This is a genomic window from Mariniflexile sp. (genome assembly GCF_041583155.1).
GTDB lineage: Bacteria > Bacteroidota > Bacteroidia > Flavobacteriales > Flavobacteriaceae > Mariniflexile.
In genome coordinates, this window is record NZ_JBFHGK010000027.1 from 1 (window position 1) to 26,013 (window position 26,013).

At 34.1% G+C, this 26,013-nt stretch carries 21 protein-coding genes and 2 tRNA genes; 2 read left to right on the forward strand and 21 right to left on the reverse strand.

The window, feature by feature from the left end; all coding sequences use genetic code 11:
- The first annotated feature begins 38 nt into the window (after window positions 1-38).
- Window positions 39-119: a hypothetical protein gene (locus ABYI63_RS10820; RefSeq protein ID WP_372756410.1), complete on the forward strand. Its 81-nt coding sequence runs from the start codon at window positions 39-41 to the stop codon at window positions 117-119.
- Here ABYI63_RS10820 and ABYI63_RS10825 read toward each other — a convergent pair.
- The 8 genes from ABYI63_RS10825 to ABYI63_RS10860 all read right to left on the reverse strand — a co-directional run bounded on the left by ABYI63_RS10825 (window position 92) and on the right by ABYI63_RS10860 (window position 9,459).
- On the reverse strand, window positions 92-370 hold the full coding sequence (locus tag ABYI63_RS10825) for a hypothetical protein (RefSeq protein WP_372756366.1): 279 nt from the start codon (window positions 368-370) through the stop codon (window positions 92-94). The genes ABYI63_RS10820 and ABYI63_RS10825 overlap by 28 nt on opposite strands.
- Window positions 371-424: 54 nt before the next feature.
- Window positions 425-497 (reverse strand) — tRNA-Met (locus tag ABYI63_RS10830).
- Window positions 498-616: 119 nt separating this feature from the next.
- Window positions 617-799, reverse strand: coding sequence for a CPXCG motif-containing cysteine-rich protein (locus ABYI63_RS10835; RefSeq protein WP_372756367.1), 183 nt, complete (start codon window positions 797-799; stop codon window positions 617-619).
- Between the two features lie 74 nt (window positions 800-873).
- Window positions 874-1,698 carry a Two component regulator three Y domain protein gene (locus tag ABYI63_RS10840; RefSeq protein WP_372756368.1) on the reverse strand — a complete coding sequence of 275 codons (825 nt, stop codon included), beginning with the start codon at window positions 1,696-1,698 and terminating at the stop codon, window positions 874-876.
- A gap of 145 nt (window positions 1,699-1,843) precedes the next feature.
- Complete coding sequence (locus ABYI63_RS10845; RefSeq protein ID WP_372756369.1) at window positions 1,844-3,163, reverse strand: TolC family protein; 1,320 nt, start codon at window positions 3,161-3,163, stop codon at window positions 1,844-1,846.
- On the reverse strand, window positions 3,153-6,350 hold the full coding sequence (locus ABYI63_RS10850; RefSeq protein ID WP_372756370.1) for an efflux RND transporter permease subunit: 3,198 nt from the start codon (window positions 6,348-6,350) through the stop codon (window positions 3,153-3,155). Before ABYI63_RS10850 ends, ABYI63_RS10845 begins: the two co-directional genes overlap by 11 nt.
- A gap of 3 nt (window positions 6,351-6,353) precedes the next feature.
- Complete coding sequence (locus ABYI63_RS10855; protein WP_372756371.1) at window positions 6,354-7,475, reverse strand: efflux RND transporter periplasmic adaptor subunit; 1,122 nt, start codon at window positions 7,473-7,475, stop codon at window positions 6,354-6,356.
- A 76-nt stretch (window positions 7,476-7,551) separates the two neighbouring features.
- Window positions 7,552-9,459 (reverse strand): ABC-F family ATP-binding cassette domain-containing protein, encoded by a 1,908-nt coding sequence (locus tag ABYI63_RS10860; RefSeq protein WP_372756372.1) that lies wholly within the window; start codon window positions 9,457-9,459, stop codon window positions 7,552-7,554.
- 86 nt (window positions 9,460-9,545) lie between these two features.
- Here ABYI63_RS10860 and ABYI63_RS10865 point away from each other — a divergent pair, with 86 nt between their 5' ends.
- Window positions 9,546-9,935 (forward strand): DUF983 domain-containing protein, encoded by a 390-nt coding sequence (locus ABYI63_RS10865; protein ID WP_372756373.1) that lies wholly within the window; start codon window positions 9,546-9,548, stop codon window positions 9,933-9,935.
- A gap of 94 nt (window positions 9,936-10,029) precedes the next feature.
- On the opposite strand, the gene ABYI63_RS10870 is transcribed toward ABYI63_RS10865, so the two are convergent.
- The 13 genes from ABYI63_RS10870 to ABYI63_RS10930 all read right to left on the reverse strand — a co-directional run bounded on the left by ABYI63_RS10870 (window position 10,030) and on the right by ABYI63_RS10930 (window position 26,001).
- Complete coding sequence (locus ABYI63_RS10870; RefSeq protein WP_372756374.1) at window positions 10,030-11,076, reverse strand: NAD(P)/FAD-dependent oxidoreductase; 1,047 nt, start codon at window positions 11,074-11,076, stop codon at window positions 10,030-10,032.
- 162 nt (window positions 11,077-11,238) lie between these two features.
- A tRNA-Arg gene (locus ABYI63_RS10875) sits at window positions 11,239-11,312 on the reverse strand.
- Window positions 11,313-11,344: 32 nt separating this feature from the next.
- Window positions 11,345-11,794: a GatB/YqeY domain-containing protein gene (locus tag ABYI63_RS10880; RefSeq protein WP_372756375.1), complete on the reverse strand. Its 450-nt coding sequence runs from the start codon at window positions 11,792-11,794 to the stop codon at window positions 11,345-11,347.
- A gap of 173 nt (window positions 11,795-11,967) precedes the next feature.
- Window positions 11,968-13,977 carry a cell division protein FtsZ gene (ftsZ, locus tag ABYI63_RS10885; RefSeq protein ID WP_372756376.1) on the reverse strand — a complete coding sequence of 670 codons (2,010 nt, stop codon included), beginning with the start codon at window positions 13,975-13,977 and terminating at the stop codon, window positions 11,968-11,970.
- Between the two features lie 59 nt (window positions 13,978-14,036).
- Entirely contained in the window at window positions 14,037-15,362 is a 1,326-nt protein-coding gene (gene ftsA / locus ABYI63_RS10890; RefSeq protein WP_372756377.1) for a cell division protein FtsA, read from the reverse strand.
- A 3-nt stretch (window positions 15,363-15,365) separates the two neighbouring features.
- On the reverse strand, window positions 15,366-16,085 hold the full coding sequence (locus ABYI63_RS10895) for a cell division protein FtsQ/DivIB (protein WP_372756378.1): 720 nt from the start codon (window positions 16,083-16,085) through the stop codon (window positions 15,366-15,368).
- Window positions 16,075-17,427 carry a UDP-N-acetylmuramate--L-alanine ligase gene (gene murC / locus ABYI63_RS10900; RefSeq protein ID WP_372756379.1) on the reverse strand — a complete coding sequence of 451 codons (1,353 nt, stop codon included), beginning with the start codon at window positions 17,425-17,427 and terminating at the stop codon, window positions 16,075-16,077. Before murC ends, ABYI63_RS10895 begins: the two co-directional genes overlap by 11 nt.
- Window positions 17,427-18,533, reverse strand: coding sequence for an undecaprenyldiphospho-muramoylpentapeptide beta-N-acetylglucosaminyltransferase (murG, locus tag ABYI63_RS10905; RefSeq protein ID WP_372756380.1), 1,107 nt, complete (start codon window positions 18,531-18,533; stop codon window positions 17,427-17,429). The genes murC and murG overlap by 1 nt, the downstream gene beginning before the upstream one ends.
- Window positions 18,534-18,617: 84 nt before the next feature.
- On the reverse strand, window positions 18,618-19,811 hold the full coding sequence (locus ABYI63_RS10910; protein WP_372756381.1) for an FtsW/RodA/SpoVE family cell cycle protein: 1,194 nt from the start codon (window positions 19,809-19,811) through the stop codon (window positions 18,618-18,620).
- Window positions 19,812-19,922: 111 nt separating this feature from the next.
- Entirely contained in the window at window positions 19,923-21,254 is a 1,332-nt protein-coding gene (gene murD, locus ABYI63_RS10915) for a UDP-N-acetylmuramoyl-L-alanine--D-glutamate ligase (protein WP_372756382.1), read from the reverse strand.
- Window positions 21,255-22,496, reverse strand: a complete 1,242-nt coding sequence (gene mraY / locus ABYI63_RS10920; protein ID WP_372756383.1) for a phospho-N-acetylmuramoyl-pentapeptide-transferase — start codon at window positions 22,494-22,496, stop codon at window positions 21,255-21,257.
- An 83-nt stretch (window positions 22,497-22,579) separates the two neighbouring features.
- A complete protein-coding gene (locus ABYI63_RS10925; RefSeq protein ID WP_372756384.1) occupies window positions 22,580-24,043 on the reverse strand; it encodes a UDP-N-acetylmuramoyl-L-alanyl-D-glutamate--2,6-diaminopimelate ligase in 1,464 nt (487 codons plus the stop codon).
- A complete protein-coding gene (locus tag ABYI63_RS10930; RefSeq protein ID WP_372756385.1) occupies window positions 24,040-26,001 on the reverse strand; it encodes a penicillin-binding protein in 1,962 nt (653 codons plus the stop codon). Before ABYI63_RS10930 ends, ABYI63_RS10925 begins: the two co-directional genes overlap by 4 nt.
- Window positions 26,002-26,013: the final 12 nt, after the last annotated feature.

Consider the following 26,013-nt stretch of genomic DNA (forward strand, 5'->3'; position numbering starts at 1 on the left):
GAAGTACAAATGCTTCGGCCGAAGCATTCAATGCAAAAATTAAAGCCTTTAGGGCACAGTTTAGAGGTGTTAAAAATGTAGAATTCTTTCTTTACAGATTAATTACAATTTTTGCATAAACACAACAATTGAGATTGATCCGAGATTCCTTCGTTTTATAGCGATTGGTTTTTCCGTAAATATTTTTCATCCGCTTAAGTTTTCCCGTTTTAGGGTCTTGAAATGAAAAATAAACATACCAACGCTTGGATAGGTCGCCGTCAGCATCATAAATTTTTGGTTCTGAAAATTTTGCTTTGTGTTCCAAATCGTGTTCCAAATCGTGTTCTTTTTGAACCTCCAAGGTAAGTAAATCTAAAATATTTTGCATAAAAAAACGGTTTAGAGTGAACTAAACCGTTGATTTTAGAGGATTTTCTCTTTGTAGCGGGAACTGGACTCGAACCAGTGACCTTCGGGTTATGAGCCCGACGAGCTACCTACTGCTCTATCCCGCGATTTTAAATCAAAACAACATTCTTAGCTTTTAACTTTCGGTTCATAATGCCGACCGTGCTGTTTCGGATTGCAAATATACAATGCTTTTTCGATCCTGCAAGCATAATTACAAAAAAAATTATTGCTCAATGCTATCTGCTTGAAATTCCACTAATTCCGAATTAAAAAATTTAATCGAAAATTGAATGGGATTACAACAAACCTCACAATCTTCAATATAAACCTGTTTTGACACCGACGTATCTAAAAGCACAGATATGGATTCCCAGCAATAGGGACATGTAAAAAAATGTTCTAGCATAGCTTAAATTTAATACAAAAAAACAGCCAACAATCATGTTGGCTGTTTTTTCAAATATAAACTTATAAAATTATTTAATCTTTTTCAATATCTAGAATCGCTGTAGAATTATCCATTTGTATTTGAATAATGCTTGGAGGATTTTTACCTGAAATACTTACATACTCTTCATTTAATTGGTTATCGCTAACCATGATAGTATTTAAATTTCTTAAGTTAATTAAGGCCAATGGTAAATCGCCTGTTAATTGGTTTGTAGATAAAATTAACTCTTCTAAGTTTGTTAATTGCGCTAACTCAACAGGAATTTGCCCCTCAAGTTTATTATCCATTAAGCTTAATTTTTCTAATTTTGTTAAGGCACTAATTTCTAATGGAATTGTTCCTGTTAAAAAATTACTTCCTAATAAAAGTTCTTTTAAATTAGTTAATCCCATTAATGACTGTGGAATATCGCCTTCAAATTCATTACTATAAAGTGCCAAATATTCTAAGTTCTTTAAACTACCCAATTCTGAAGGAATAACACCTTCAAAACGATTCATAAATAATTCTAAAGACTTTAAGTTTTGTAGATTTTTGATGGATGAAGGTAACTGGCCAGACAACTTATTGAATCCTAAATTAATTTTCTGTATATTAACTAAATCGCCAATTTCCTGTGGCAGGGAGCCTTCCAAATTATTAAATTGTAAATTAATTTCAACTACTTTTCCGTTTTCCACTTTAACACCGTACCAGGAATTAATTGGTTCATCCAAGTTCCATGTTGAATTCCATTCACTACCTTTTGTAGCATTATAAATTGCAATTAAAGCATCTTTTTCATTTGTAGAAACATTTGCAAATGAATACACTGACATAAATAAAGTAAGCGCTAAAAGTTTAAAAGTTTTCATGTTCGAATAAATTTGGGATCAATTCTAGATCAAAGATAACCTAGAACCCGACAAATAACTATTTTATTCGCTGAAACGCTTAAAATTTTAACATTTAACATTCGACAAACAACACAATTTCATCCGTTCATGAAAAAAAACCAAATTAAAACTCAACATTTAAAAGTTCTCCACATAATTGAAGCAATTGTAATTCGGCCAATTTCGCTTCAAACTTCATTTGATTTCTACTCAATTCTGCATTTAATAGATTTATCTGTGCTTGCCTAAACTCTATAGAATTAACCTGCCCAATTTTAAATTTTTCTTCTGTTCTATCAAAATTGTTTTTAGACGTTACTATATTCGATTCTTGCATCTGGTAAATATTCAATGCATTCTGATAGGCATCCCAAGCGTTGTTAAAATCACGCTGCAAACCTATTTCTAACTGCTCCTTTTGAAGCAGTTGACTCTCTAAATTTATTTTAGAATTTTTTACACGTGTAATAGTGCTACCACCATCAAATAAATTCCAGGATAAATTCAGACCACCAGAAACACCAGTACTTGTGGATACAGCAACAAATGAAGCCGCATTGTTATTGTTTTTATTCCATCCGTAAGTTCCAGTTAAACCAACAGTTGGTAAATAAGCCGATTTCCCTGATTTTACATCCAAACCCGAAATACTAATATTCTTTTCAATTTGCAATAATGCCACGTTCCTAGACTTTGCCTTTTCAAAAAGCTCGGCTTTACTGTATAAATTATTGAAATCAACTTCAGTATCTACACTAAAATTATCTGTTAATGTATTTCCTAAAACAACATTTAAATCGCGCTTAATATTGATAAGCTCCTGCTTAGTATTAATAAGATTAATACTATCATTAATGATATCCACCTCAGCGTTTAAAACTGCTAACTTTGTATTTTGTCCATATTCAAATTGATATTCAGACCTTAGCAATCGGTCCTTTGTAATCTGCAATGTTTGTTTCAAAGCTGAAGTATTTTCAGTTAATTGAGCTACATTATAATAAATTGTGAATAGCTGAAAAACTGTATTCTCAATAGTTTCTCTAGCTTCAAGTTCACTTAATTGATAGCGTAATTTTAACTGTTTGTAATTATAACTTCTTCCCAGGCCATCAAATAGTGTGTAATTTAAATTTATAGAAGCATTATACCTTGAACTTTCAGCACCATTTAAAACGGTAGAACTTCCGTTAGAAAATTCAGCTTCTGTATTATCAATATTAAAAGCAGATCCTGCATTTCCAACAAGAGTGGGCAAATAGCCTGAATTTAAAACACTCTTGTTATTTTCAGCTACGGCTAGCTCATTACTAGCCAATTTAATACCATAATTATGCTCTAAGGCTAGTGCAACAGCTTCATTAGCTGAAATAGTTTTTTGTTGAGCCAAGGTGTAATCGGTTACAACAAATAATATTATCAAAAGAAAACCCTTATAATTCATGTTCCTCAATTTGTTCTTTAATGGCGCGTTCAACTTCTTCTTTCGTTACTTTTTTTCCTGTAAATAACCATTTACTGTTTTTCTTAATTTCGTTGCTAAAAGATAAAAATAATGGCAATAAAAGCAACGTTAGCACGGTGGCATAAGCAATACCGAAAGAAATAGAAATTGCCATAGGTTTTAAAAATTGTGCTTGTCTACTTTTCTCAAGTAATAAAGGTGCTAAACCTGCAATTGTAGTTAAGGACGTTAAGAAGATAGCTCTAAAACGTGATTTACCTGCATCAATTAGCGCATCGTCAAATAACATTCCTGCTTTTAAGTTGGTATTAAATTTCCCTATCAAAACCAACCCATCATTCACCATAATACCTATTAGGGCAATGATTCCGAGTAAAGACAAAATATTTACAGGAAACCCTAATAACCAATGCCCCCAAGCTACAGCTGTTAAACTAAATGGCACTAATAAAATTAATAAAATTGGTTGACTGTAACTTCTAAACGTGAAGGCTATTGTAATATAAATTAGCAATAAAATAACTCCTCCTGCACTTTTTAATGAACGCGATAATTTTGTAGCCTCTCTGTTTTGGCCTTCAAATGATGCCGCAATTGTTGGATATTTTGATTGTATTTGAGGAAGTATAGTGGTTTTAATATCATCTATAATATCTGTAGCGCTGGTGCTAGGATCTTTTAAATCGGCCGACACTTGAATTTCTCGTCTTCCATCTAAATGATTAATAGAAACATCTCCCCTTTCTATACTATAAATTGCGATATCCTTTAAAGTTACACGGGTTCCAGAAGGAGTAACAATGCGCATGTCGTCTAAATTACTTATAGACTCTCTATTACTTCTATCATACCGCACCCAAACTCTAATTTCATCCTGTCCTCGTTGAAAACGTTGGGCCTGGGCTCCAAAGAATCCTGCTCGCACCTGGCTCATAACGGTTTGCAAATCTAACCCTAACAGATATGCATTTTCTTTTAATTCTAATCGAATTTCTTTAATACCTGCCGGATCATTATCAGCAACGTCTTTTAATAAAGGATTAGTTTCTAAAACAGATTTTAATTCTAATTTGGCAGCCTTTAATTCTGAAATATTATTACTCAATAATGAAACAGAAATAGGATTTCCTCCAAAATTACCACCTGAACCAAAAATTAAACGCTCGGTTCCTATTACTGGACCAACCAATTCCCTAAGTCTATTGGCTACCAGGTTTGAGCTTATCACATCCGGACGCTCTTCCCCTGGTAGTAAATTTATTTGCAACCTGGCACTCGAAGAACTATTTAGCGTTAATATGGTATTCTCAAAAAGTTTTTTATTGGTTCCTTTTAAGTATTTTTGAGTAAACTCTTCATTAACTATAAAAGACTTTTCTTCGATCATTGAAATGATAGAATCGGTAACTTTCACATTAGTTCCGTTAGGCATTTCAAGTTCAATTGAAACCGAATCACTTGCTATAGAAGGAAATAATGTCACTCCAATTATACCGCCGCCCACAGCTCCAAAGGTTAAAACTAGAAGTGCCACAAAAATACCGAGCGATAATACTTTAAATTTAAGTATAAACGTTATAGCTGGACTATACAGCTTATCACGTAACCTACCCATAAAACGATCCCCAATTTTATTAATCTCCCGCATTTTAGCAAAAAATTGTTTTAATTTTGAAGGATTATCTTCCACTACTGCCTTTCTAAGTGCTTTAGAATGTGCTAAATGCGCTGGCAATATTATAAGTGCTTCTATGAGAGATATAGCAAGAGTTAAAATAACAATAACCGCAACTTCTCCAAAAAACTCGCCAATTCTACTTTCTAAAAACAGAAATAATGAAAAGGCTAATAGGGTTGTAACAATAGCTGAAACAACTGGAGGGAGCACTTCCATAGTACCGTCTATAGCTGCCTGAATTGGGGTTTTACCTTTTTCATAGTGCTGATAAATGTTCTCGGCTATAACAATTCCGTCGTCTACCAAAATACCAATTACGATAATCATTCCAAAAAGGGACAATACGTTTATTGTAACATCAAACTGACCTGCAAAAATGAACATTCCCAAAAATGAAATTGGGAGACCAAAGGCAACCCAAAAGGCAACACGCGTATTTAAAAATAATGATAAAAAGAACAACACTAGCAACATACCAACAATAGCATTTTCGGCAAGTAACTGGGTACGTTGATTTAACGTTATTGATAAATCTCGAACTACATTAAGTTCTACATTATTATACTTCTGATTATAATCTTCAATATATTGTTTTACTTTAGCTGCTGAAGACACCAAATCTTCATTATTAGTACTTGTAATAGAAATATTAACCGAAAGTTTCTTATTAAAATAACTTGCATTAGGGGTTTCTGCAAAACGATCACGAATAATCGCAACATCTTTTAAGCGAACGGTTTTCCCATCATTTGATGCTTTAACAACTATATTTGAAAGTTCATCACCATAATAATTACGGTTATTGGCTCGTATTAAATATTCTTCGGCATCTGTTTTAATATTACCACCTGTAACTAAAATATTAGCTTTACTAACAGCATTAGCTACGTCGTTAAAGGTTAAATCATATGCCAATAAATTAATTTCATTAACTGCTATTTCAATTTCCTCTTCAGGATAACCTGAAGTTTCTACTTGCGAGATGCCTTCAATAGTTCGTAAATCATTTTCAACCTGCCTTGCAATTTGCTTTAAAGTAGCTAATGAAATATTTTCACCACTTACAGCAAAGGAGATAGTCTCTCTAACTTCCTCGCGTTTTGCTACAATTAAAGGCTCCATTCCTACAGGAAAAGAAGGTACTCTATCTACAGCATTTTTAACCTCAAGAAGCATGAAATCTATGTTCTCACCTTTTTGAATTTCAACGGTAATGGTACCACTATTCTCATTTGATACCGAGGTTACTCTATCTATTCCTTTAAGTCCTTTTAAATTATCTTCTATTTGAAGCACGATACCCTCTTCTATTTCCTGTGGAGATGCCCCAGGATAGGCGATACTAATTGTAATTATTTTAGAATCAGTTAAAGGGAAAAAGGAGGATTTTAATGACAATAAGCCAATAACTCCGAATACAAAAAAAGCTAAAATAAATACGTTTACCGCAACATGATATCTAATAAAATAGGCTATTATTTTTCTCATGCCTTATATTGTTTCTTTGGTGTTAAACGGTTTTACTAACATACCTGCGTATGCCCCAGGCACTGGTTTTTTAAGTAAAACAACACCGTTAGGTAATCCTTTTAAAATCACCTTGGTGTCTGAAAAATAAACAGGAGTTACTGGCATGGTATCCAACATGCCATTTTTAATCACAAAAACTTGTTGGTCTTCTAACAACAAATTCCTATCAATTTCTATAGCGTCTTTAACTGTTTCACCCATAATATTGGCTTCCAAGTACAACCCTTCCTTCAAATTCGGATCTTTAACATCTATATAAACAGTAATAGTTTGCGTGGTTTTGTCTATACTGCCATTTACTCTAGATATGCTGCCTTCATAACTTTCAGTTTTATTTAAATTATTTAAAGACACCTGCTCTCCTACTTTTAACAAATTTGCATAAGTTTTACTAATACTTACTTCCATTTCATATTCAGTAGGATCAATAAATTCTCCCAATTTTTGTCCGTTTCTAACTAAAGTACCTTCTGTAACCAAAGCCTCGGTTAAAATCCCAGAAAAAGGAGCCGAAATCACGTATTTTGATAAGCGTTGCTCTAAGTTTTTTAAATTATAATAATTTGAAACGATACCTCTTCCAGTTATGAAATAGTTTTCCTTCTCTGAAGCCATCTCTGGTAATTTTGGAGCAGTTTTATTTAAATCGAAGGCGTTTAAGTAATTTTGCCATTTTTGATATACCTCAGGAAAGTCCAACCTTAAATCTGGCATAATAGCCGCAATGGAGTTATACAATGCACTTTTTGAAGATTGTACACTGGCATAATATTCAGAAGCATCAATACGAATTAAGGCTTGACCCGCGTTATACTTTTGCCCCGCCTTAAACAACACATTACCGGACTTAAAAATACCCTGAACCTCAGAATATAGTTCCACACGACGCTTTGCTACTAAACTTCCATTTGCTGGAATAATTATTTTAACGTCCTGATTATTTACTGTATCCGTAAAAACAGTCTTTACAACTTTATCTAAAACCGGTTTAGGCTTGTTTTTATTAGCTATTAAGGTTTTTGCAACTAAGATGGATGCCACAATTAAAACAACACCAAGTACTGAAAGTAAAATTTTTCGCATGTATTGAAGATTAAAGTAAATGCGTAAAATTACCTATTAAGAATCTTACAAAAGTTAAAAAAACCTTAAAATAAAACTACCCATAGCTTTCAAGCTCTAGCTGAATTTCCTCCCATTTAGTCATAGCCTCTTGCAAATCCGTCTTTAATTTCTGATACTTATCAAAAAAATTAGGTCTGGAAGAGACTTCTTCGTAATTAGCCTCTAATTCTAAATCTATTTTTTTAATGTCCCGTTCTAGCTTATTTATTTGGGCTTCCACATTACTTAACTTGTTATTTAAGGACTTCAGTTTCTTTTGGTCGTCGTACGATTGTTGCTTTTTCTCCTTAGGCATTTCTTTAACAACAGTACGTTTTTCAACCTCACGTAAACTTTCAACGTTTCGTTGCTCTAAGTAATAATCAATATCTCCTAAATACTCTTTTAGCTTATGATCTTTAAACTCATATACGCTATTAGTTAAACCCTGAAGGAAATCACGATCATGGGATACCAAAATTAAAGTTCCTTCAAACCTTTTAAGGGCATCTTTCAAAACATTTTTAGACTTAATATCTAAATGGTTTGTCGGCTCATCCATGATTAGTACATTAAATGGTTGCAACATTAACTTTGCCAAAGCCAAACGGTTGCGTTCACCTCCAGAAAGCACTCGCACATATTTTTCTACTTCTTCACCTCTAAATAAAAACGATCCTAAAATATCACGAACTTTACTTCTATTAGTTTCGTTAGCAGCATCAATCATGGTATCCAATACGGTTTTGTTTCCGTCTAAATATTCAGCCTGATTCTGGGCAAAATACCCTATTTGAACGTTGTGCCCCAACTTTAAGTGACCTTCATATTTTATATCACCAACTATAATTTTAGCTAGCGTCGATTTTCCCTGTCCATTTTGACCAACAAATGCCGTTTTACTATCACGCTCAATTAATAAGCTTACATTTTTTAAAACCTGATTATGTCCGTAACTTTTCGATATTTTCTCAATTTCCACAACTACTTTCCCCGGCGTTATTGACACAGGAAAATTAAGTGTCATTACACTATTATCATCTTCATCAACTTCAATCCTATCAATTTTATCAAGTTTTTTAATAAGAGATTGGGCCATGGTTGCTTTTGATGCCTTGGCTCTAAACTTCTCAATTAGCTTTTCTGTTTGCTCTATTTGTTTTTGCTGATTTTTTTGTGAAGCCAATTGCTGTGTTCTTAACTCTTCACGAAGCACCAAGTATTTTGAATATGGTTTTGGGTAATCATAAATTCTACCCAATGAAATTTCAATAGTTCTATTCGTTACGTTGTCTAAAAACATTTTATCATGCGACACAATTGCAACCGCACCGGTATAATTTTTCAAAAAGCCTTCTAACCAAATAATAGATTCAATATCCAAGTGATTCGTTGGCTCATCCAGTAATAAAATATCATTATTTTGGAGTAACAATTTAGCTAATTCAATTCGCATACGCCAACCCCCTGAGAACGTATCGGTTAGCTTATCAAAATCTTTACGTTTAAATCCTAAACCTTGAAGAATTTTTTCAGTATCGCCTTGGTAATTATAACCTCCTAAAATTTCATATTGATGTTGAAGCTCATTAATATCAACCATTAATTGATGGTAACCATCACTCTCATAATCCGTGCGTTCAGCCATTTGGGTATTAACAGCTTCCATTTTTGCTTCTAAATCTTTAATTTCGGTAAACGCCTCATATGCTTCCTCAAGAACTGTTCTACCTAAAACAAAATCAATATCCTGTTTTAAAAAACCAATTTTAAGCTCCTTATCTGTTGCTATTTGTCCAGTATCAGGCTCCATTTCTTTCGATAAAATTTTAAGCATGGTAGATTTACCTGCCCCATTTTTACCAATTAACCCTACTCGATCGCCATTACTAAGTTTAAACGTGATATCTTCAAATAGATACTCGCCTTGAAAAGAAATGGATAAATTATGAATATTCATCATAGAAATGTAACTTATGCTACAGAACCTTATTTATTAAAAGCGTATTTTTGTTCTGTAAATGAGATTGCAAAAGTACATTAAATAATATGTTTAAAAAAGGCTCAAAATTATATAGTATTTTTACAGGTTCTTGCCCAAAATGCCATGAAGAATCTATGTACAAAAACAAAAACCCGTACATCTTAAGCGAAGCATTAAGCATGCACGAAACCTGCAGCAATTGTGGTACCAAGTATAAAATAGAGCCCTCTTTTTTTTACGGCGCTATGTATGTTAGTTATGCCGTAGGTATTGCTTTTGCTGTTGCTGCATTTGTAATTTCTTATGTAATTTTTAATGCCAGCATTCATGAATTATTCTTTTCTATTATCGCAACCCTTGTTGTGTTTATGCCAATAATCATGCGCCTTTCAAGAAATATTTGGATTAACTTTTTTATGCATTACGACAAAAAGTTGGCAAAGAAAACCCATTAAACATTCGTTAAAAACTATTAAAAGTTAACAATTATCAAGACTAAGGCGTTCGTTTTATTCTAGGTGAAAAGAACTAATAAACAGCAAAAACTATTTAATTAACAAAACGAGCTATATTAATCTCTTCGTCTAAGGACTGCCCTTTTTCAATGAAATCAAATAATTGCTGGGCTACATATGGACCAATCATCACACCCCGTGTTCCAAGGCCGTTTAAAACATACAAATTTTTAAAATTTTCATGCCCTCCAACTAATGGACGGCGATCCTTAACTGTTGGTCTTACTCCCGCCACCTGATTTACCACTTCAAACGGACACGCTATTAGTTTATTAAGTTTGCTTAAAAGTTCTTCTTTTGCTGCTTCACTAACCGAATTTGTTAAATCTTTCCATTCATAAGTAGCTCCTACTAGATAGAAATCTCCTGAAAGCGGAATTAAAAAAACACCTGCTTTTAAAACGTAATCTATATTTAAATTTGGCGCATGTATTGTGAGTAACTCTCCTTTTGCAGGCACTAAGGGTAAATTGTTAAAATAAGGATTTTTGATGACTCCAAAACCCTCTGCGAAAACGATATGCCTTGCTTCAATAGAAGCATAATAAACCGAATTCATTTCAATTTTCAAATCCTCATAATTAAAAACATTTTCAAAAAGTAATGCTTCTTCCTTCAGATAGCTTTTATAAGCATCTAAAAGTACTTTTACGTCAATTCTGCCTGTTTCTAAAACTTCACCAAAACCGAAGGGAGCATCAATAGCGGGGTTACTATTCTTGATAATTTTAGATGCCAAATATTCTGAAAGTATCGGTTTATCTGAAGCTGTAAACCAATCATTCTGCTCCTCGAGTGAGGCAAACCTTCTATATACAGGAATTTTATAATCCAACTTCACCTTTAATGCTACTTCCAGATTAGCATACATTTGCAAGGCAATATTTAATTGCTCCTTACACATCCATACGGGCGTAAATCGTTTTAAAACCACAGGATTATACAGCCCGCCCGCTACTGTTGAAGATTGCTGAGAAGTATTATCAAAAACCACAAAGGTTTTATTATTTGCTCTTAATTGTTCGCAAAAACTAATACCAGCTAACCCAATTCCAACAATAATGTAATCTACTTGCTTCATATTGCGAAGATAGAAACTATTTACATTTTTAATTGAATTTAAATCCTCCTAGTAATTACATTTTGAAAAACGATGAACGATTTTGATAAGGTTAATTTCCTATGAACATTATGACAAAAAAAATGCAACAAACTATATTCAGATTGTTGCATTTCAATGTCGTGACCACGGAGGGATTCAAACCCCCGACCGCTGGAGCCGAAATCCAGTGCTCTATTCAGCTGAGCTACGTGGCCATTAAATTCCGCCGAAGCAGAAATAAGTTATCTTAAGATAATTTTGCTTTAACAATATTAGAAATGGTTTTACCATCGGCTTTACCTGCCAGTTCCTGACTAACAACACCCATAACTTTACCCATATCTTTCATGCCTTCTGCACCTAACTTTTTAATGGTATCTTCTACAATTTTAGCAACTGCTTCTTCACTCATTGCTTCTGGCAAAAACTGATTGATTACTTCCGCCTCAGCTAATTCTGGTGCTGCTAAATCCTCACGACCTTGATCAATATAAATTGCCGCACTATCCTTACGTTGCTTTACTTGTTTTTGAAGTATTTTAAGTTCTTGTTCTTCTGTTAATTCTTCTTTTGCCCCACTTTCTGTTTGAGCTAATAAAATAGCTGATTTTACTGCTCGTAAAGCTGTTAATGCTGTTTGATCCTTAGCTTTCATGGCTTCTTTTAGCGCCGACATGATATCTTGTTGTAAACTCATTTTAAAATTTTATTAGAGTGCGAAGATAAAAAAAAGTTAGGAGTAAAATCTCTTAGTTTTCGATTAGTTTTTAAACTTTAAATCTGTGCGATTCTTGGCTTCATTGGAATAAAAAACCCGATAAGCTGAGGGAAACTTATCGGGTTCATAACTAAGTAAGGCTAGTAAACTTTTTAATCTACATTATCGTGTAAAAACGAGTTGTTGCTTCTTATTTGAATTTCATCATTATCATCTGTACCAACGCTAGATCTAGAAAAATCCGTTTCCGACGAATGTTTAGCATCATCTAAATTTATACCTTGACGCTTGTATGCAGGCACTCGTTCTATATCATCTATTTTGGCATTATTAAACTTATAGTTGAACTCCTTCATTTTACGTCTACGCTCTTCTGCACGCTCCTTCAATAAATCTGAAATAGGACTATTCATTGGGTCTATTTCTTCTTCTACTTCTGGAGCAGAAGCAGCAGCTGGAGTTGATACTTTCTTTTCAAAAACAATTTCTTGGTCGTAAGGATCTGGAGTTTCATTTACTTTTGGTTGTTTTTTGTTCATTGAAGATTCCACCTCAATAAAATCTTCTAAAGCATAACGACGCACGTCTCCTTTTTCATTTGATTCATTAACCGGAATTAACTCAACATAATCTTTTACTGATATATCTTTTACTTCGTCATCCAAATGAAACAAAGTAACATCCTCTGATTTTTGTTCTTTTTCTGAGGAAGGCAAATCAAACGTTAGTGTAATTTGTTTTTCTTCTTCTATATAATCCGAAACTACTTCTATATCAGCAATATCTTTGTCCGACTTAGTCATTCGTGTAACAGGTTTGATGATAAAATCATCTTCATCCTCCACGTAGGCGGTTACTTCTTCATAAACTACTTTAATATTTCTTATAAGTTCAGAAGTAGGAATTAAATCAATATCCGCTAATGGTCTAGTTACCTCAATTTTAGCCTCAGGTTTTGGCTCTGGTTTTACTTCTTTCTTAACTTCAGCTTTTGCTTCAGGTTCCTCAATATCAAAATCTAAAGTATGCTTAACAATCTTTGGTTCTTCCTTTTTTGTTTCTAATTCTATTACTGGCGCAATAATTACTGGTTCTTTTGCTTTGGGAGCAACATCTAAATGATCGCTAAGAGAATGAACTACTTTTTTGGTTTCTGTGTTAGAAATTTCATCTTGTTGCTCAATATTAAAACCCGTAGCAATGATAGTTACAGCGATTGATTCTTCTAATGATTCATCTTCACCAACACCCATGATAATATTAGCTCCATGTCCCGCTTCACTTTGAATATGATCATTGATTTCACCAATTTCATCAATGGTAATTTCATGAGTACCAGAAACTATTAGCAGCAATACATTTTTAGCTCCTGTAATTTTATTATCATTTAAAAGTGGTGAATCTAATGCTTTACGAATGGCATCTTGCGCACGACTTTTACCTGATGCCAATGCAGATCCCATAATTGCTGTACCGCTATTGCTCAATACCGTTTTAGCATCACGTAAATCGATGTTTTGTGTATAATGGTGTGTAATTACTTCGGCTATACCACGAGCAGCTGTAGATAGCACTTCATCTGCTTTGGAAAATCCTGCTTTAAATCCAAGATTTCCATATACTTCACGAAGTTTATTATTATTAATTACAATTAAAGAATCAACTACATTTCTTAAGTTTTCAATACCAATTTGAGCTTGTTCAATACGCATTTTTCCTTCAAACTGAAAAGGCATTGTTACAATACCTACAGTTAAAATGTCTAAATCTTTAGCCATTTTAGCAATAATAGGTGCTGCTCCGGTACCAGTACCACCACCCATACCAGCGGTGATAAAAACCATTTTAGTATTAGTATCGAGCATATTTGCAATTTCCTCGAAACTTTCAACTGCAGATTCTTCACCCACTTGAGGGTTTGCTCCGGCTCCTAACCCTTCGGTTAAATTTAAACCTAATTGGATTTTATTTGGTACGCCACTATTTTGAAGTGCTTGTGCATCTGTATTACAAATGAAAAAATCGACTCCTTTAATGCCTTGTTGGAACATGTGGTTAATAGCATTACTGCCGCCACCGCCAACACCAATAACTTTAATAACATTTGATTGATTTTTGGGTAAATCAAATGCGATACTTGCGAATTCGTTTTTGCTGCTCATAAATTCTGTTTTACTGGTATTATACTTTTAAATTACTTTTTGTTCAATGGATGTTTCTACTACTCGGCGTTGTCTAAAAAATCTTTAACACGCTCGGTTAACTTATCTAAAAAAGAACGACGTTCCTTTTTAGGCTTTTCTATAGGTTCTTCTTCTGGTTTTATATTTTCTACGACTTCAGGTTTCGAATCTTCAATAATTTCTTGTTGTTCAATTTTCTTCCTTTCGTTACGTTTTAAACCATCTAAAACCAAACCTACAGCTGTTGCATATAATGGGCTGGTGATGGCTTCATCACTATCTCCCGCTAGATGTTCATTGGGATATCCAATTCGGGTATCCATTCCTGTAATGTATTCTACTAATTGTTTTAAATGCTTTAATTGTGCTCCACCACCTGTTAAAACAATACCTGCAATTAGTTTTTTCTTTTGTTCTTCGTGTCCGTAGTTTTTTATTTCTACATACACTTGCTCTATAATTTCAACGATACGCGCATGAATTATTTTTGAGAGATTTTTAAGGGTTATCTCTTTTGGTTCTCTTCCGCGCAACCCTGGAATAGAAACAATTTCATTGTCTTTATTCTCACCTGGCCATGCAGAACCAAATTTTATTTTTAGTAATTCCGCTTGTTTTTCAATAATTGAGCAACCTTCTTTAATATCTTCAGTTATTACATTTCCGCCAAATGGAATAACTGCGGTATGACGAATAATGCCATCTCTGAAAATAGCCAAATCGGTAGTTCCGCCACCAATATCAATTAGCGCAACTCCCGCTTCTTTTTCTTCCTGACTTAACACCGCATTTGCTGATGCTAAAGGCTCTAAGGTGATGCCTTCTAAATTCAGGTTAGAACTTTGGATACATCTTCCTACGTTTCGGATTGAGGATACTTGACCAACTACAACATGAAAATTCGCTTCCAAACGACCTCCATACATACCAATTGGTTCTTTAATTTCGGCTTGTCCATCAACCTTATATTCTTGTGGTAACACGTGGATAATTTCTTCACCAGGAAGCATCACCAATTTGTGTACTTGATTGATTAGTCTATCAATATCTTCCTCATCAATAACCGTTTCTGAATTGGACCTGGTAATATAATCGCTATGTTGTAAACTACGAATATGTTGCCCAGCGATACCAACAGTTACGCCATCAATTTTTATATCAGATCCAGCTTCTGCTTCTTGTACTGCTTGTTGTATGGATTGAATGGTTTGAGTAATATTATTTACCACACCACGATGAACACCCAAACTTTTAGATTTACCAATACCTAAAATTTCTAACTTCCCGTAGTCATTCTTACGCCCAATCATAGCCACAATTTTTGTGGTTCCTATGTCTAATCCTACTGCTAAATTATGCTCCATGTCTTATATTTTGGTACATACTACTTGGTTATCAAACTGCAAATTCACTTTACTATAATTCCCAAGCGTTTTCTCTTCTAGGTTTTTTTGATAAAACGCTTTCAGGTTATTAATTTTCTTATCTAAATTTTTAGTACTTCCTAATTGCACTAAAAATTGGCATTGACGTAACTTCAGATACATCATCCCGTTATTTCCGCGATGAATTTCTATAACATTTGTTTTTAAAAATTCATCATTCTTAATTTTATCAGCTACTAAATGGATGCTTTTTAAATTATTTTTATCAACATTCCCCGTAACAAGAGGCACCCTAGCTGCATAATTACTTGACAATGGCATATAAAAACCGTCAGCATCTATGTAAAAAGAGGCGTTTGTACTTACTCTTGCAATAGGTGTTTTCTGCTCAATTTCAACCTTAAGTGTTCCATTTACAGCTACATACACTTCAGCCGATTTTATTAAAGGGTTAGATTTCAGGGCTACTTCTAACTCATTCAAAGCTAAAGTTTCTTTAGGAACATTTTTAACTCCTTTAAAATTTTGTATTAACAATTTACTAACATTCTGATTAGTTATAAACGGACTACTTTCCCCAATAAACGTAATGTCTGGAGCGGTTACATATCTAACGGCATTTCTATGCGATGAAAAGGCAAAAAGAAACACCACTACCCCCATTAAAACAATCATTTTTATGTAATTCCAGTTAATTTTCAACGCTAAACTCTTTTTTAATACGTTTTACTTCTTCTCCTATATCTCCTGCACCAATTGTTAATACAATTTTCGCTTCACTCTCGTGGATTTTTTGCAATAATTGTTCCTTACTAACTAACTGCTTATTTTTATTTGTCATTTTACTTAATAACCATTCCGAGTTTACTCCTTCCATAGGCAATTCTCGTGCGGGATAAATATCAAGCAATAATACTTCATCAAACTGAGATAAACTTTTTGCAAAATCGTCAATAAAATCGCGGGTTCTACTAAATAAATGTGGTTGAAAAATTGCCAAGACTTTTTTATCTGAATACATTTCTCGAACCGCTTGATGAACCGCATTAATTTCTTCTGGATGATGTGCGTAATCATCAATAAAAACGAAACTTTCCGTTTTTATTTGATAGGTAAACCGACGCTTCACACCTTTAAAAGACGCTAAAGCTTTAGCAAGCTGTTGGTGAGAGCAACCATATTCTACAGCCATTGCCAAAGCTATTAGCGCATTAGACAAATTATGTCTACCTGGTAGGTTAAATTGCAAACCTTCAAGCACCGTTGATGGTGTTTTTACATCAAAAATATAGGTGCCATTTTCTATTTTTAAATTTTGAACCGAATAATCGGAATCATCTTCAATACCATATGTAATTCCTTGAATAGGCAGACCATTTCTAACAAATAATTTACCGTTAGGTTTTACTCTTTTAGAAAAGTCTTCAAAGGACTTAACTAATTCGGAAGCGTCTCCATAAATGTCCAAATGATCAGCATCCATAGAAGTAATTCCAGCAAAATTTGGAGACAATGTTAAAAAGGAACGATCAAACTCATCAGCCTCAACCACAGAAACCTCGGTTCCATTTATAATTAAATTGGAATTATAATTTTCACAAATCCCTCCTAAAAATGCAGTTAAAGGCACATCACACTCATTCAACAAATGTCCCAGGATACTAGTTGTAGTTGTTTTGCCATGCGTACCCGCTACAGCTAAACAGAATGTATTCTCGGTAATTAACCCCAATATTTTAGAACGTTTTAAAATTTGAAAATTTTTCATTTTAAAATATTCCAATTCCAAATGCCCTGTTGGAATTGCTGGCGTATAAACAACTAAAGTGGTTTCTGAATTTAAAAATACTGACGGAATATGCTTTACAGCATCCTCAAAATGCACTTCAACACCCAAATCTTTTAAACTATCTGTAATATCACTTGGTGTTTTATCGTATCCGGCAACACGTTTTCCATTGGCAACAAAATAGCGTGCCAAAGCACTCATACCGATACCACCGATACCAACAAAATAAACGTTATGTATAGCATTTAAATCCATTAACTTTTTAACAGCTTTTCAACCTCATCGGCAATTTGACTTGTTGCATTAACCAATGCCAACTTTTTTATGTTCATTCCTAATTCCTTCTGTCTTTCAGACGAAGCTATTAATTTTGAAAACTTACTTTCAAAATCTACATCCAAATCTTCTTCTTTTATAATTAATGCTGCATTTTTATCCACAATGGCCATGGCATTTTTAGTTTGATGATCTTCAGCAACGTTTGGCGAAGGGATAAAAATTACGGGTTTCCCCACAATACAAAGCTCAGACACCGAACTTGCTCCTGCACGCGAAATAACTATATCGGCAGCAGCGTAAGCAAAATCCATATTATTTAAAAACTCATAAACCTGCACATCTTTGGTGTGGTTATATATTTTATATTGTTGATAATACAACTTACCACATTGCCAAACAACTTGAACATTTTGCATTTGCAAAAATTCCAATTCCTTTTCAATTAACTGATTAATTCGTCTAGACCCCAAACTACCACCTAAAATTAATAGTGTTAATTTTCCATGCTTTAAATTGAAAAAGTCTTTAGCCTCCACAGTTTTAGAGTCGATATCCAACAAACTTTCTCTTACAGGATTCCCTGTTTTAATCAACTTCTCCTTTGGAAAGAAACGTTCCAAGCCATCATAGGCTACACATATTTTTTGGACTTTTTTAGCCAAAACTTTGTTAGTAATTCCTGGAAATGAATTTTGCTCCTGAATTAAACAAGGCACTTTTTTTGATGCTGCCATTTGCAATAAAGGCCCGCTTGCAAAACCACCTGTACCAATAACAACATCTGGCTTAAACGAGTTTATTATTTTTCTTGCCTTCCAAAGACTACTTACCAATTTAAAAGGAAACATTAAATTTTTCAAAGTCAATTGACGCTGAATACCTGAAATCCAAAGTCCCTTTATATCATATCCTGCCTGTGGGACTTTTTCCATCTCCATCCTATCTTCCGCTCCTACAAATAAAAATTCAGCATTTGGAAATCGCAATTTCAACTCGTTTGCAATAGCAATTGCCGGATAGATATGACCACCTGTTCCACCGCCAGATAATATTATTTTATATGTTTTGTCTTTATTGCTCACCTTATTTTTTCATTAAGTACTTTTCCAGTACTTCTTGCGACATTTAGTTAAACTTATATTTTTAATACTTTCTACACTTATTATTTAAATTGTTTCAGACAAAATTTCTAATGGATTATCTTCAACACTTTCTTGCTCTTTAATTTCTTCACGTTTGGCACTAACACTTAGAATAATCCCTATTGCCAAACACGTCATCCAAATAGAAGTTCCTCCACTACTAATTAGAGGCAAAGTTTGCCCCGTAACCGGAAACAACTCTACTGCTACCGCCATATTTATTAACGCCTGGAAAATGATAGGCAACCCTACTCCCAAAACTACTAACTTTCCAAAAATAGTGTCGGCTTTTTGAGATACTATTACAATTCTAAACAGAAACCACATATACAACACCATAATAAAAAAACCTCCAAGCAACCCATACTCCTCAATTATAATTGCAAAAATAAAATCGGACGAAGATTGTGGTAAAAAATTCTTTTGAATACTTTTTCCGGGGCCAACACCCAATACTTCTCCAGTTGCAATTGCAATTTTCGCTTTCTCTATTTGATAATCGGCTTCGGTATCTTCGTCATTGGAATAGTTTATGATTCTATTCTGCCAAGTTTGCACTTTAACATTTAACGGGCCTGTTGTTAATTTGGCAATACCTATAAAAACAATCAAACCTATCAGACCCATGGTTAATATTATTCCAATATATTTTAATGGATACCCACCAATAAACACAACAATTAAAACCATTAAAAACATAATAGCGGTTGTTGAAAAATTGGACGGTAAAATTAATGCCAAAACACAAAATACAGGTGCCCAAAGTGGCCAAAGAGAACTTTTAAACGTAATTGTTTTATCTTGTATTTTAGACATATATCTTGCTACATAAATCATAAGAACCACCGATGCTAAAGTTGATGTTTGAAACGACACCCCAACAACTGGTATTTGAATCCATCTACTAGCACTAGCACCCTCAATAGTTGTACCTTGCAACATGGTAAGACCAAGCAAAACCAACACAATTGGAATCATAACTAACGATAAACCTTTGAAATAACGGTATGGTATTTTATGAACTCCATACATAATGGCAAAACCTAAAGCCAAATGCACTAAATGCTTAATAAAAAAAGTGAATGTATTTCCACCAACAGTTCTGTATGCCAAATTACTCGCAGCGCTATAAACAGGCAAAAAGGACACAATAGCCAACAATGCTACTATGGCCCAAATTAATTTATCACCTTTTATGTTATTTAATACTGTTTGCATGGTTTATTTCCGCACTTGCGCAAATCTATTTTAAATGGTTACTTTTAATACAAACGAATTTTACTTCGTTAAACTTTGACTTTGTACTCCTTTTGCTCACACATCAGGATTCTATAAATTTCTAACAGCTTCTTTAAATTGACGACCTCTATCTTCGTAATTTTCAAACAAATCGAAACTAGCACAAGCAGGCGACAATAACACATTATCTCCTGATTCTGCCAATTTATAAGCTATTTTAACTGCCTCACTCATAAATTGAGTTTCAACAATAACATCGACCATGTTCCCAAATGCATTTAAAAGTTTTGCATTATCAACACCTAAGCAGATTATTGCTTTTACTTTTTCATTTACGAATGAAAACAATTCTTCATAGTTGTTCCCTTTATCAACACCACCAACAATCCAAACCGTAGGAGCATCCATACTTTCCAAAGCGTAATATGTAGCATTTACATTTGTTGCTTTCGAATCGTTTATATACTGCACTTTATTAATTTTAAGTACTTGTTCTAAGCGATGTTCTACACCTTGAAAATTCTCAAGACTTTCGCGAATGGTTTGCTTTCTAATTTTTAGCAAATGCGCCACAGTAGAAGCTGCCATAGCATTTTTAATATTGTGTTTTCCTTCTAATGTTAAGCTTGATGTTGGCATAATTATTTTATTGTTATCTATTGTTATTATAATATTTTCTTTGTCTAAATACGCACCGTTTTCTATTGTTTTCACCAATGAAAATGGCAATAATGTTGATTGAACTGGGCGTTCGAATAACCATTTAGTTAAAACTTCATCATCAGCATCATAAATCAAATAATCATCTTTTGTTTGATTTTTTGCTATCCTGAATTTTGAAGCGATATAATTCTCAAATTTGTAATCATATCTATCTAAATGATCGGGTGTAATATTTGTTATAACTGCTATGTGAGGCTTAAAGTCAACAATATCATCTAACTGAAAACTACTAATTTCTAACACATAGTTTGCATAGTCTTTTTCCAGAATCTGTTTTGCAAAACTGTCACCTATATTGCCTGCTAACCCCACTTCCAACTCTTGTTTCAAAAGATGATGCGTTAAAGTTGACGTAGTTGTTTTCCCGTTACTTCCCGTTATACCCACTATGGTCGCTGTGGTGAATTTTGAGGCAAATTCAATTTCTGACACCACTGAAATCCCCTTTTCTCTAATTTGTTTTACCAAAGGTGCTTTATCAGGAATTCCAGGACTTTTCATTACGATATCCGCATTTAGAATTTTACTTTCCGTATGCATTTCCTCTTCCCAATCAATCTCATTATGTATAAGAACTTGTTTGTATTTTTCTTTTATTTTCCCCTTATCGGAAACAAAAACACCGAAGCCTTTTGCTTTTCCTAAAAGTGCAGTTCCTACTCCACTTTCGCCTCCCCCAAGAACAACTAATCTTTTCATCTATCTAATTTTCAATGTCACGATAGAAAGAATGGCTAACAAAATGCCTATAATCCAAAAACGGGTTACAATTTTACTTTCGTGATATCCAGATTTCTGATAGTGATGATGTAACGGCGACATTTTGAAAATACGACGTCCTTCACCATATTTCTTCTTGGTATATTTAAACCAGCTCACTTGCATAACAACCGATAAATTTTCTGCTAAAAATATACCGCAAAGCACCGGAATCAACCATTCTTTTCGAACTGCAATAGCAATTACTGCTATAATACCTCCTATAGTTAAACTACCTGTATCACCCATAAACACTTGAGCCGGATAGGTATTGTACCATAAAAACCCAATTAAGGCTCCAACAAAAGCAGCGATGTAAATAGTAATTTCTTCTACCCTCGGGATATACATAATATTTAGGTAATCGGAGAAAATAATGTTTCCAGATACCCATGCAAAAATGCCTAGTGTAAGCACAATTATGGCAGAAGTTCCTGCAGCCAACCCATCAATACCATCCGTAAGATTAGCACCATTTGAAACTGCTGTGATTATAAAAATGGAGATTATTGTAAATATAATCCAACCATAATCCTTAAGTGTTGGACTGATCCAAGTAATGATATCCGCATAATCAAATTCGTTACCCTTCACAAATGGAATGGTTGTTTTAGTTGATTTGGCTTCCGCTTTAAAAAACTTTGTAGGTGATACGTTAGGATTTTCCGCAACCATTTGTTGACGAACTTCAACTGGCAATTTCTCTTTTATAGTGGCATACGGGCTAAAATACAGGGTAGTCCCAACAATAATACCTAAACCCACTTGCCCTAATATTTTGAAACGCCCTTTTAAGCCTTCTTTATCTTTTTTAAATTTTTTAATATAGTCGTCAATAAACCCAATCGTTCCCATCCAAATGGTTGTAACAATAAGCAATACAATATAAACGTTGCTTAATTTGGCCAATAATAGCACAGGAATAAGTGTGGCAAGGATGATAATAATACCTCCCATGGTTGGAGTTCCTGCTTTTTCTTGTTGTCCTTCTAAGCCTAATTCTCTAATAGTTTCGCCTACTTGTTGTTTTTGAAGGAAAAGAATAATGCGTTTTCCATATATGGTAGAAATTAACAACGACAAAATCATGGCTGAAGCTGCTCTAAAGGTAATAAACCCAAAAAGAGAGGCTCCAGGAATTTGGAATTGCTTTTCTAAATAATCAAATAGGTAATATAACATTCTTTAATTTGTTGTTAAGTTGTTTGTTCCTTAGTTGTGAAATCGACTAAACAACTCCACCAAAACAGGTTTAACTTTAATATTTATTTATTCAATTGTTTTAATAATTCTTGAACGATTTTAAAATCATCAAAATCAGTTCGTTCACCCTTAACTTCCTGATAGGTTTCATGACCTTTTCCTGCTATTAAAATAATATCGTTTGGCTGCGCCATTTGGCAGGCAGCTTTTATAGCTTGCAACCTATCAGTGATAGTTAATATTTTTTTGAAATTTTGAGGCTCCACCCCTTTTTCAATCTCTTTTAAAATTATTTCCGGTTCTTCACTACGGGGATTATCGCTCGTAAAAATCACTTTAGTACTTAATGCCGAAGCAATATGTCCCATTTTTGGACGCTTGGTTTTATCTCTATCACCACCACACCCAACTACGGTTATTAATTCCTCATTTTTAGTACGAATACTATTTATGGTCTCCAACACATTTTTTAAAGCATCTGGAGTATGAGCGTAATCTACAATAGCCGTAATTTTACTATTCGAAATTATGTATTGAAAACGTCCACTAACACTTTCCAATTCGCTTATTAAACGCAATATTTCTACTTTTTCAAGCCCTAATAATTCTGCGGTAGCATAAATAGCCAAAATATTATAGGCATTAAAATTTCCTATTAGCCGTGTCCAAACCTCTGCATCATTTACTTTTAACAATAAACCTCCAAATTGATTTTCTAAAATTTGAGATTTATAGTCTGCATAACTTTTTAATGCATAAGTATATTTACGTGCCTTTGTATTTTGCAACATAACCATTCCATTCTTGTCATCAACATTTACAAGCGCAAATGCTTTGTCTGACAATCCATCAAAAAACATTTTTTTTACATCGCGATATTCCGCAAACGTGTTATGATAGTCTAAATGATCGTGTGTTAAATTCGTAAAGATACCCCCTTGAAAATGCAACCCTTCGGTTCTTGACTGATGAATGCCATGCGAACTCACTTCCATAAAGCAAAACTCAACACCCTCTGCATTCATTTTTTGCAAATAACTATTAATTGTTAAAGAATCGGGAGTTGTATGTGTTGCTTTAAATTCTGTATTGTCAACCATAATTTTCACTGTTGACAACAAGCCCACTTTATAACCTGCTTTTTTAAATAGTTGATACAACAAACTCGCCACGGTTGTTTTTCCATTGGTTCCAGTTACACCTACTAGTTTTAAATTTCCCGAAGGATTCTCATAGAAATTCGAAGCCATAATTGCTAAAGCTTTATTCGAATTATCTACTTCCACATAAGTTACACCATCAATTGTGTTTTCAGGGATTTCCTCACAAACAACAGCAACAGCACCTTGCTTTACAGCAACATCGATGTATTTATGTCCATCAGAAACACTTCCTCTAATAGCTACAAAAACATAACCGCTTTTGATTTTTCTTGAATCAAAATCGATAGCAGTCGCCTTAACATTTGTAGTACCAACTACAGCGTTAATGGTTACTTTATATAATATATCTTTTAATGCTATCATGATGCGGTTAATACTACGATTTGGTTATTCTTTAATTTTATATTTTGTGCAATAGATTGCTTTTTAATAATACCATTGCCTTCCAATTTCACTTTCACCTTCACTTGCATATTTTCAAGTAAAGCCAAGGCATCCATAGCAGGCAAACCAACCACATTTGGCATGATAGTTTTATGTAATTGGGCTATTTTATAGAAATTATTATACTCCTTTTCTACAGAAGCAATTTTTACATCTAACGATTTCACTTCATTTAAAATAGGTGTATCCGTAAATATTTTTTGAGCAATTTTTTTGAAAACAGGCCCTGATACATCGGCACCATAATAACCCACACTTTTATCGGGCTCATGAATAACCACAATGCATGAATATTTAGGATTATCAGCTGGAAAATACCCTGCAAACGAAGAGATATAACTCAACTTATCCTTATTTGCATAATCTTTTTGGCAGGTTCCTGTTTTTCCAGCCATTGAAAAATTCTCGGAATACAACCTATGCCCTGTACCATGCTTTTTCTCAACTACGTTTTTAAGTAGTTGTTGTACTTTAGCAATAGTCTCCTTCGAACAAATTTGTTCGTTAATTACCTCCTTCTTAAATGGCACAATAACTTCATCAAACTCTTTCACCTCTCTTAAAAACTGAGGTTTCACCATTTCACCACCATTAGCAATGGCATTATAAAATGTTAAAGTTTGTAAAGGTGTAAACGACACCCCATACCCATATGCCATCCATTGCAGTGCTATTCCGCTCCAGCGGCCGTTTTTAATTCTCGGATCTGGAATTACCGGTTTTGGCTCTCCAATAATTGGAAGTTCCAAATCGTTATGAAGATTCATTGCGTAAAGCCTGTCCACAAATTTACTCGGTGTTTTTCCATAAGCTTTATCAATAGCACGCACTATTCCAGTATTCGACGACACTTCAAAAGCTTTAGAGAGTGTTATTTTACCATAACCACCATGATGCGAATCCCTAACCGGTTTTCCATAAAACCAAATAATCCCTTTTTCAGTATCAACAACATCGCTTGTATCAATCACCTTATCTTCAATACCCGCGGTTAAAGCCATTAACTTAAAGGTAGATCCCACCTCGTGAGACTCGCCTAAAGCATAATTCAAACGCTCGTAATACAAGCCTTCACTATTTCTTCCCAGATTTGAAATAGCGCGAATTTCGCCCGTTTTAGTTTCCATAACCACAACACAACCATGGTCTGCCTTATACTTTTCTAACTGTTCCAGAAGCGCATGATGTGCGATGTCTTGAATATTCACATCGATAGTTGTATATACATCATAGCCATTTTTCGGATCAATTTCATTTGCATCATTCAAAGGTTTCCACTGCCCTTTTCCTATCTGTTGTTTTTTACGCTGACCATCAACCCCCCTTAGATATTTCACACCAAAAGCACCATCAATTCCAGGTCTTGTAACGTTTCCATTTTCATCAATACGCTCATAACCAATAGTTCGTTGCGCAATACCTCCCATTGGATGTTCGCGTTTTGTAGTTTGCTCCACAATCAAACCACCTTTAAAAGCTCCTAATTCAAGCATTGGAAAATTACGTAACCGGATGTATTCTGAATAGCCCACATTTCTCGCTATTAAATAATAACGATTTCGAAGAGCCCGAGCTTTTCTTAATTCATTTTGAAAATGACTTGAAGATTTACCTGAGTATCTTGAAAGCGAATCACTTAGTGGCTTAATATATTTTTCGAAGATTTTAGAAGACGGAGTAACAGCATCAAACCTAATATCGTATTTAGGCACCGAGGTTGCTAGCAAATTTCCCTTCACAGAATACACATTACCCCTATTAGCAGGGATAATAACATTCTTTACAACACGTTCGCTTGCCAATGCCTTATATTTATCACCTTGCATGAATTGAATACTCACCAGCTTAAATGCAACAGCAAGCCCGAAGACGAACATACATCCAGCTAT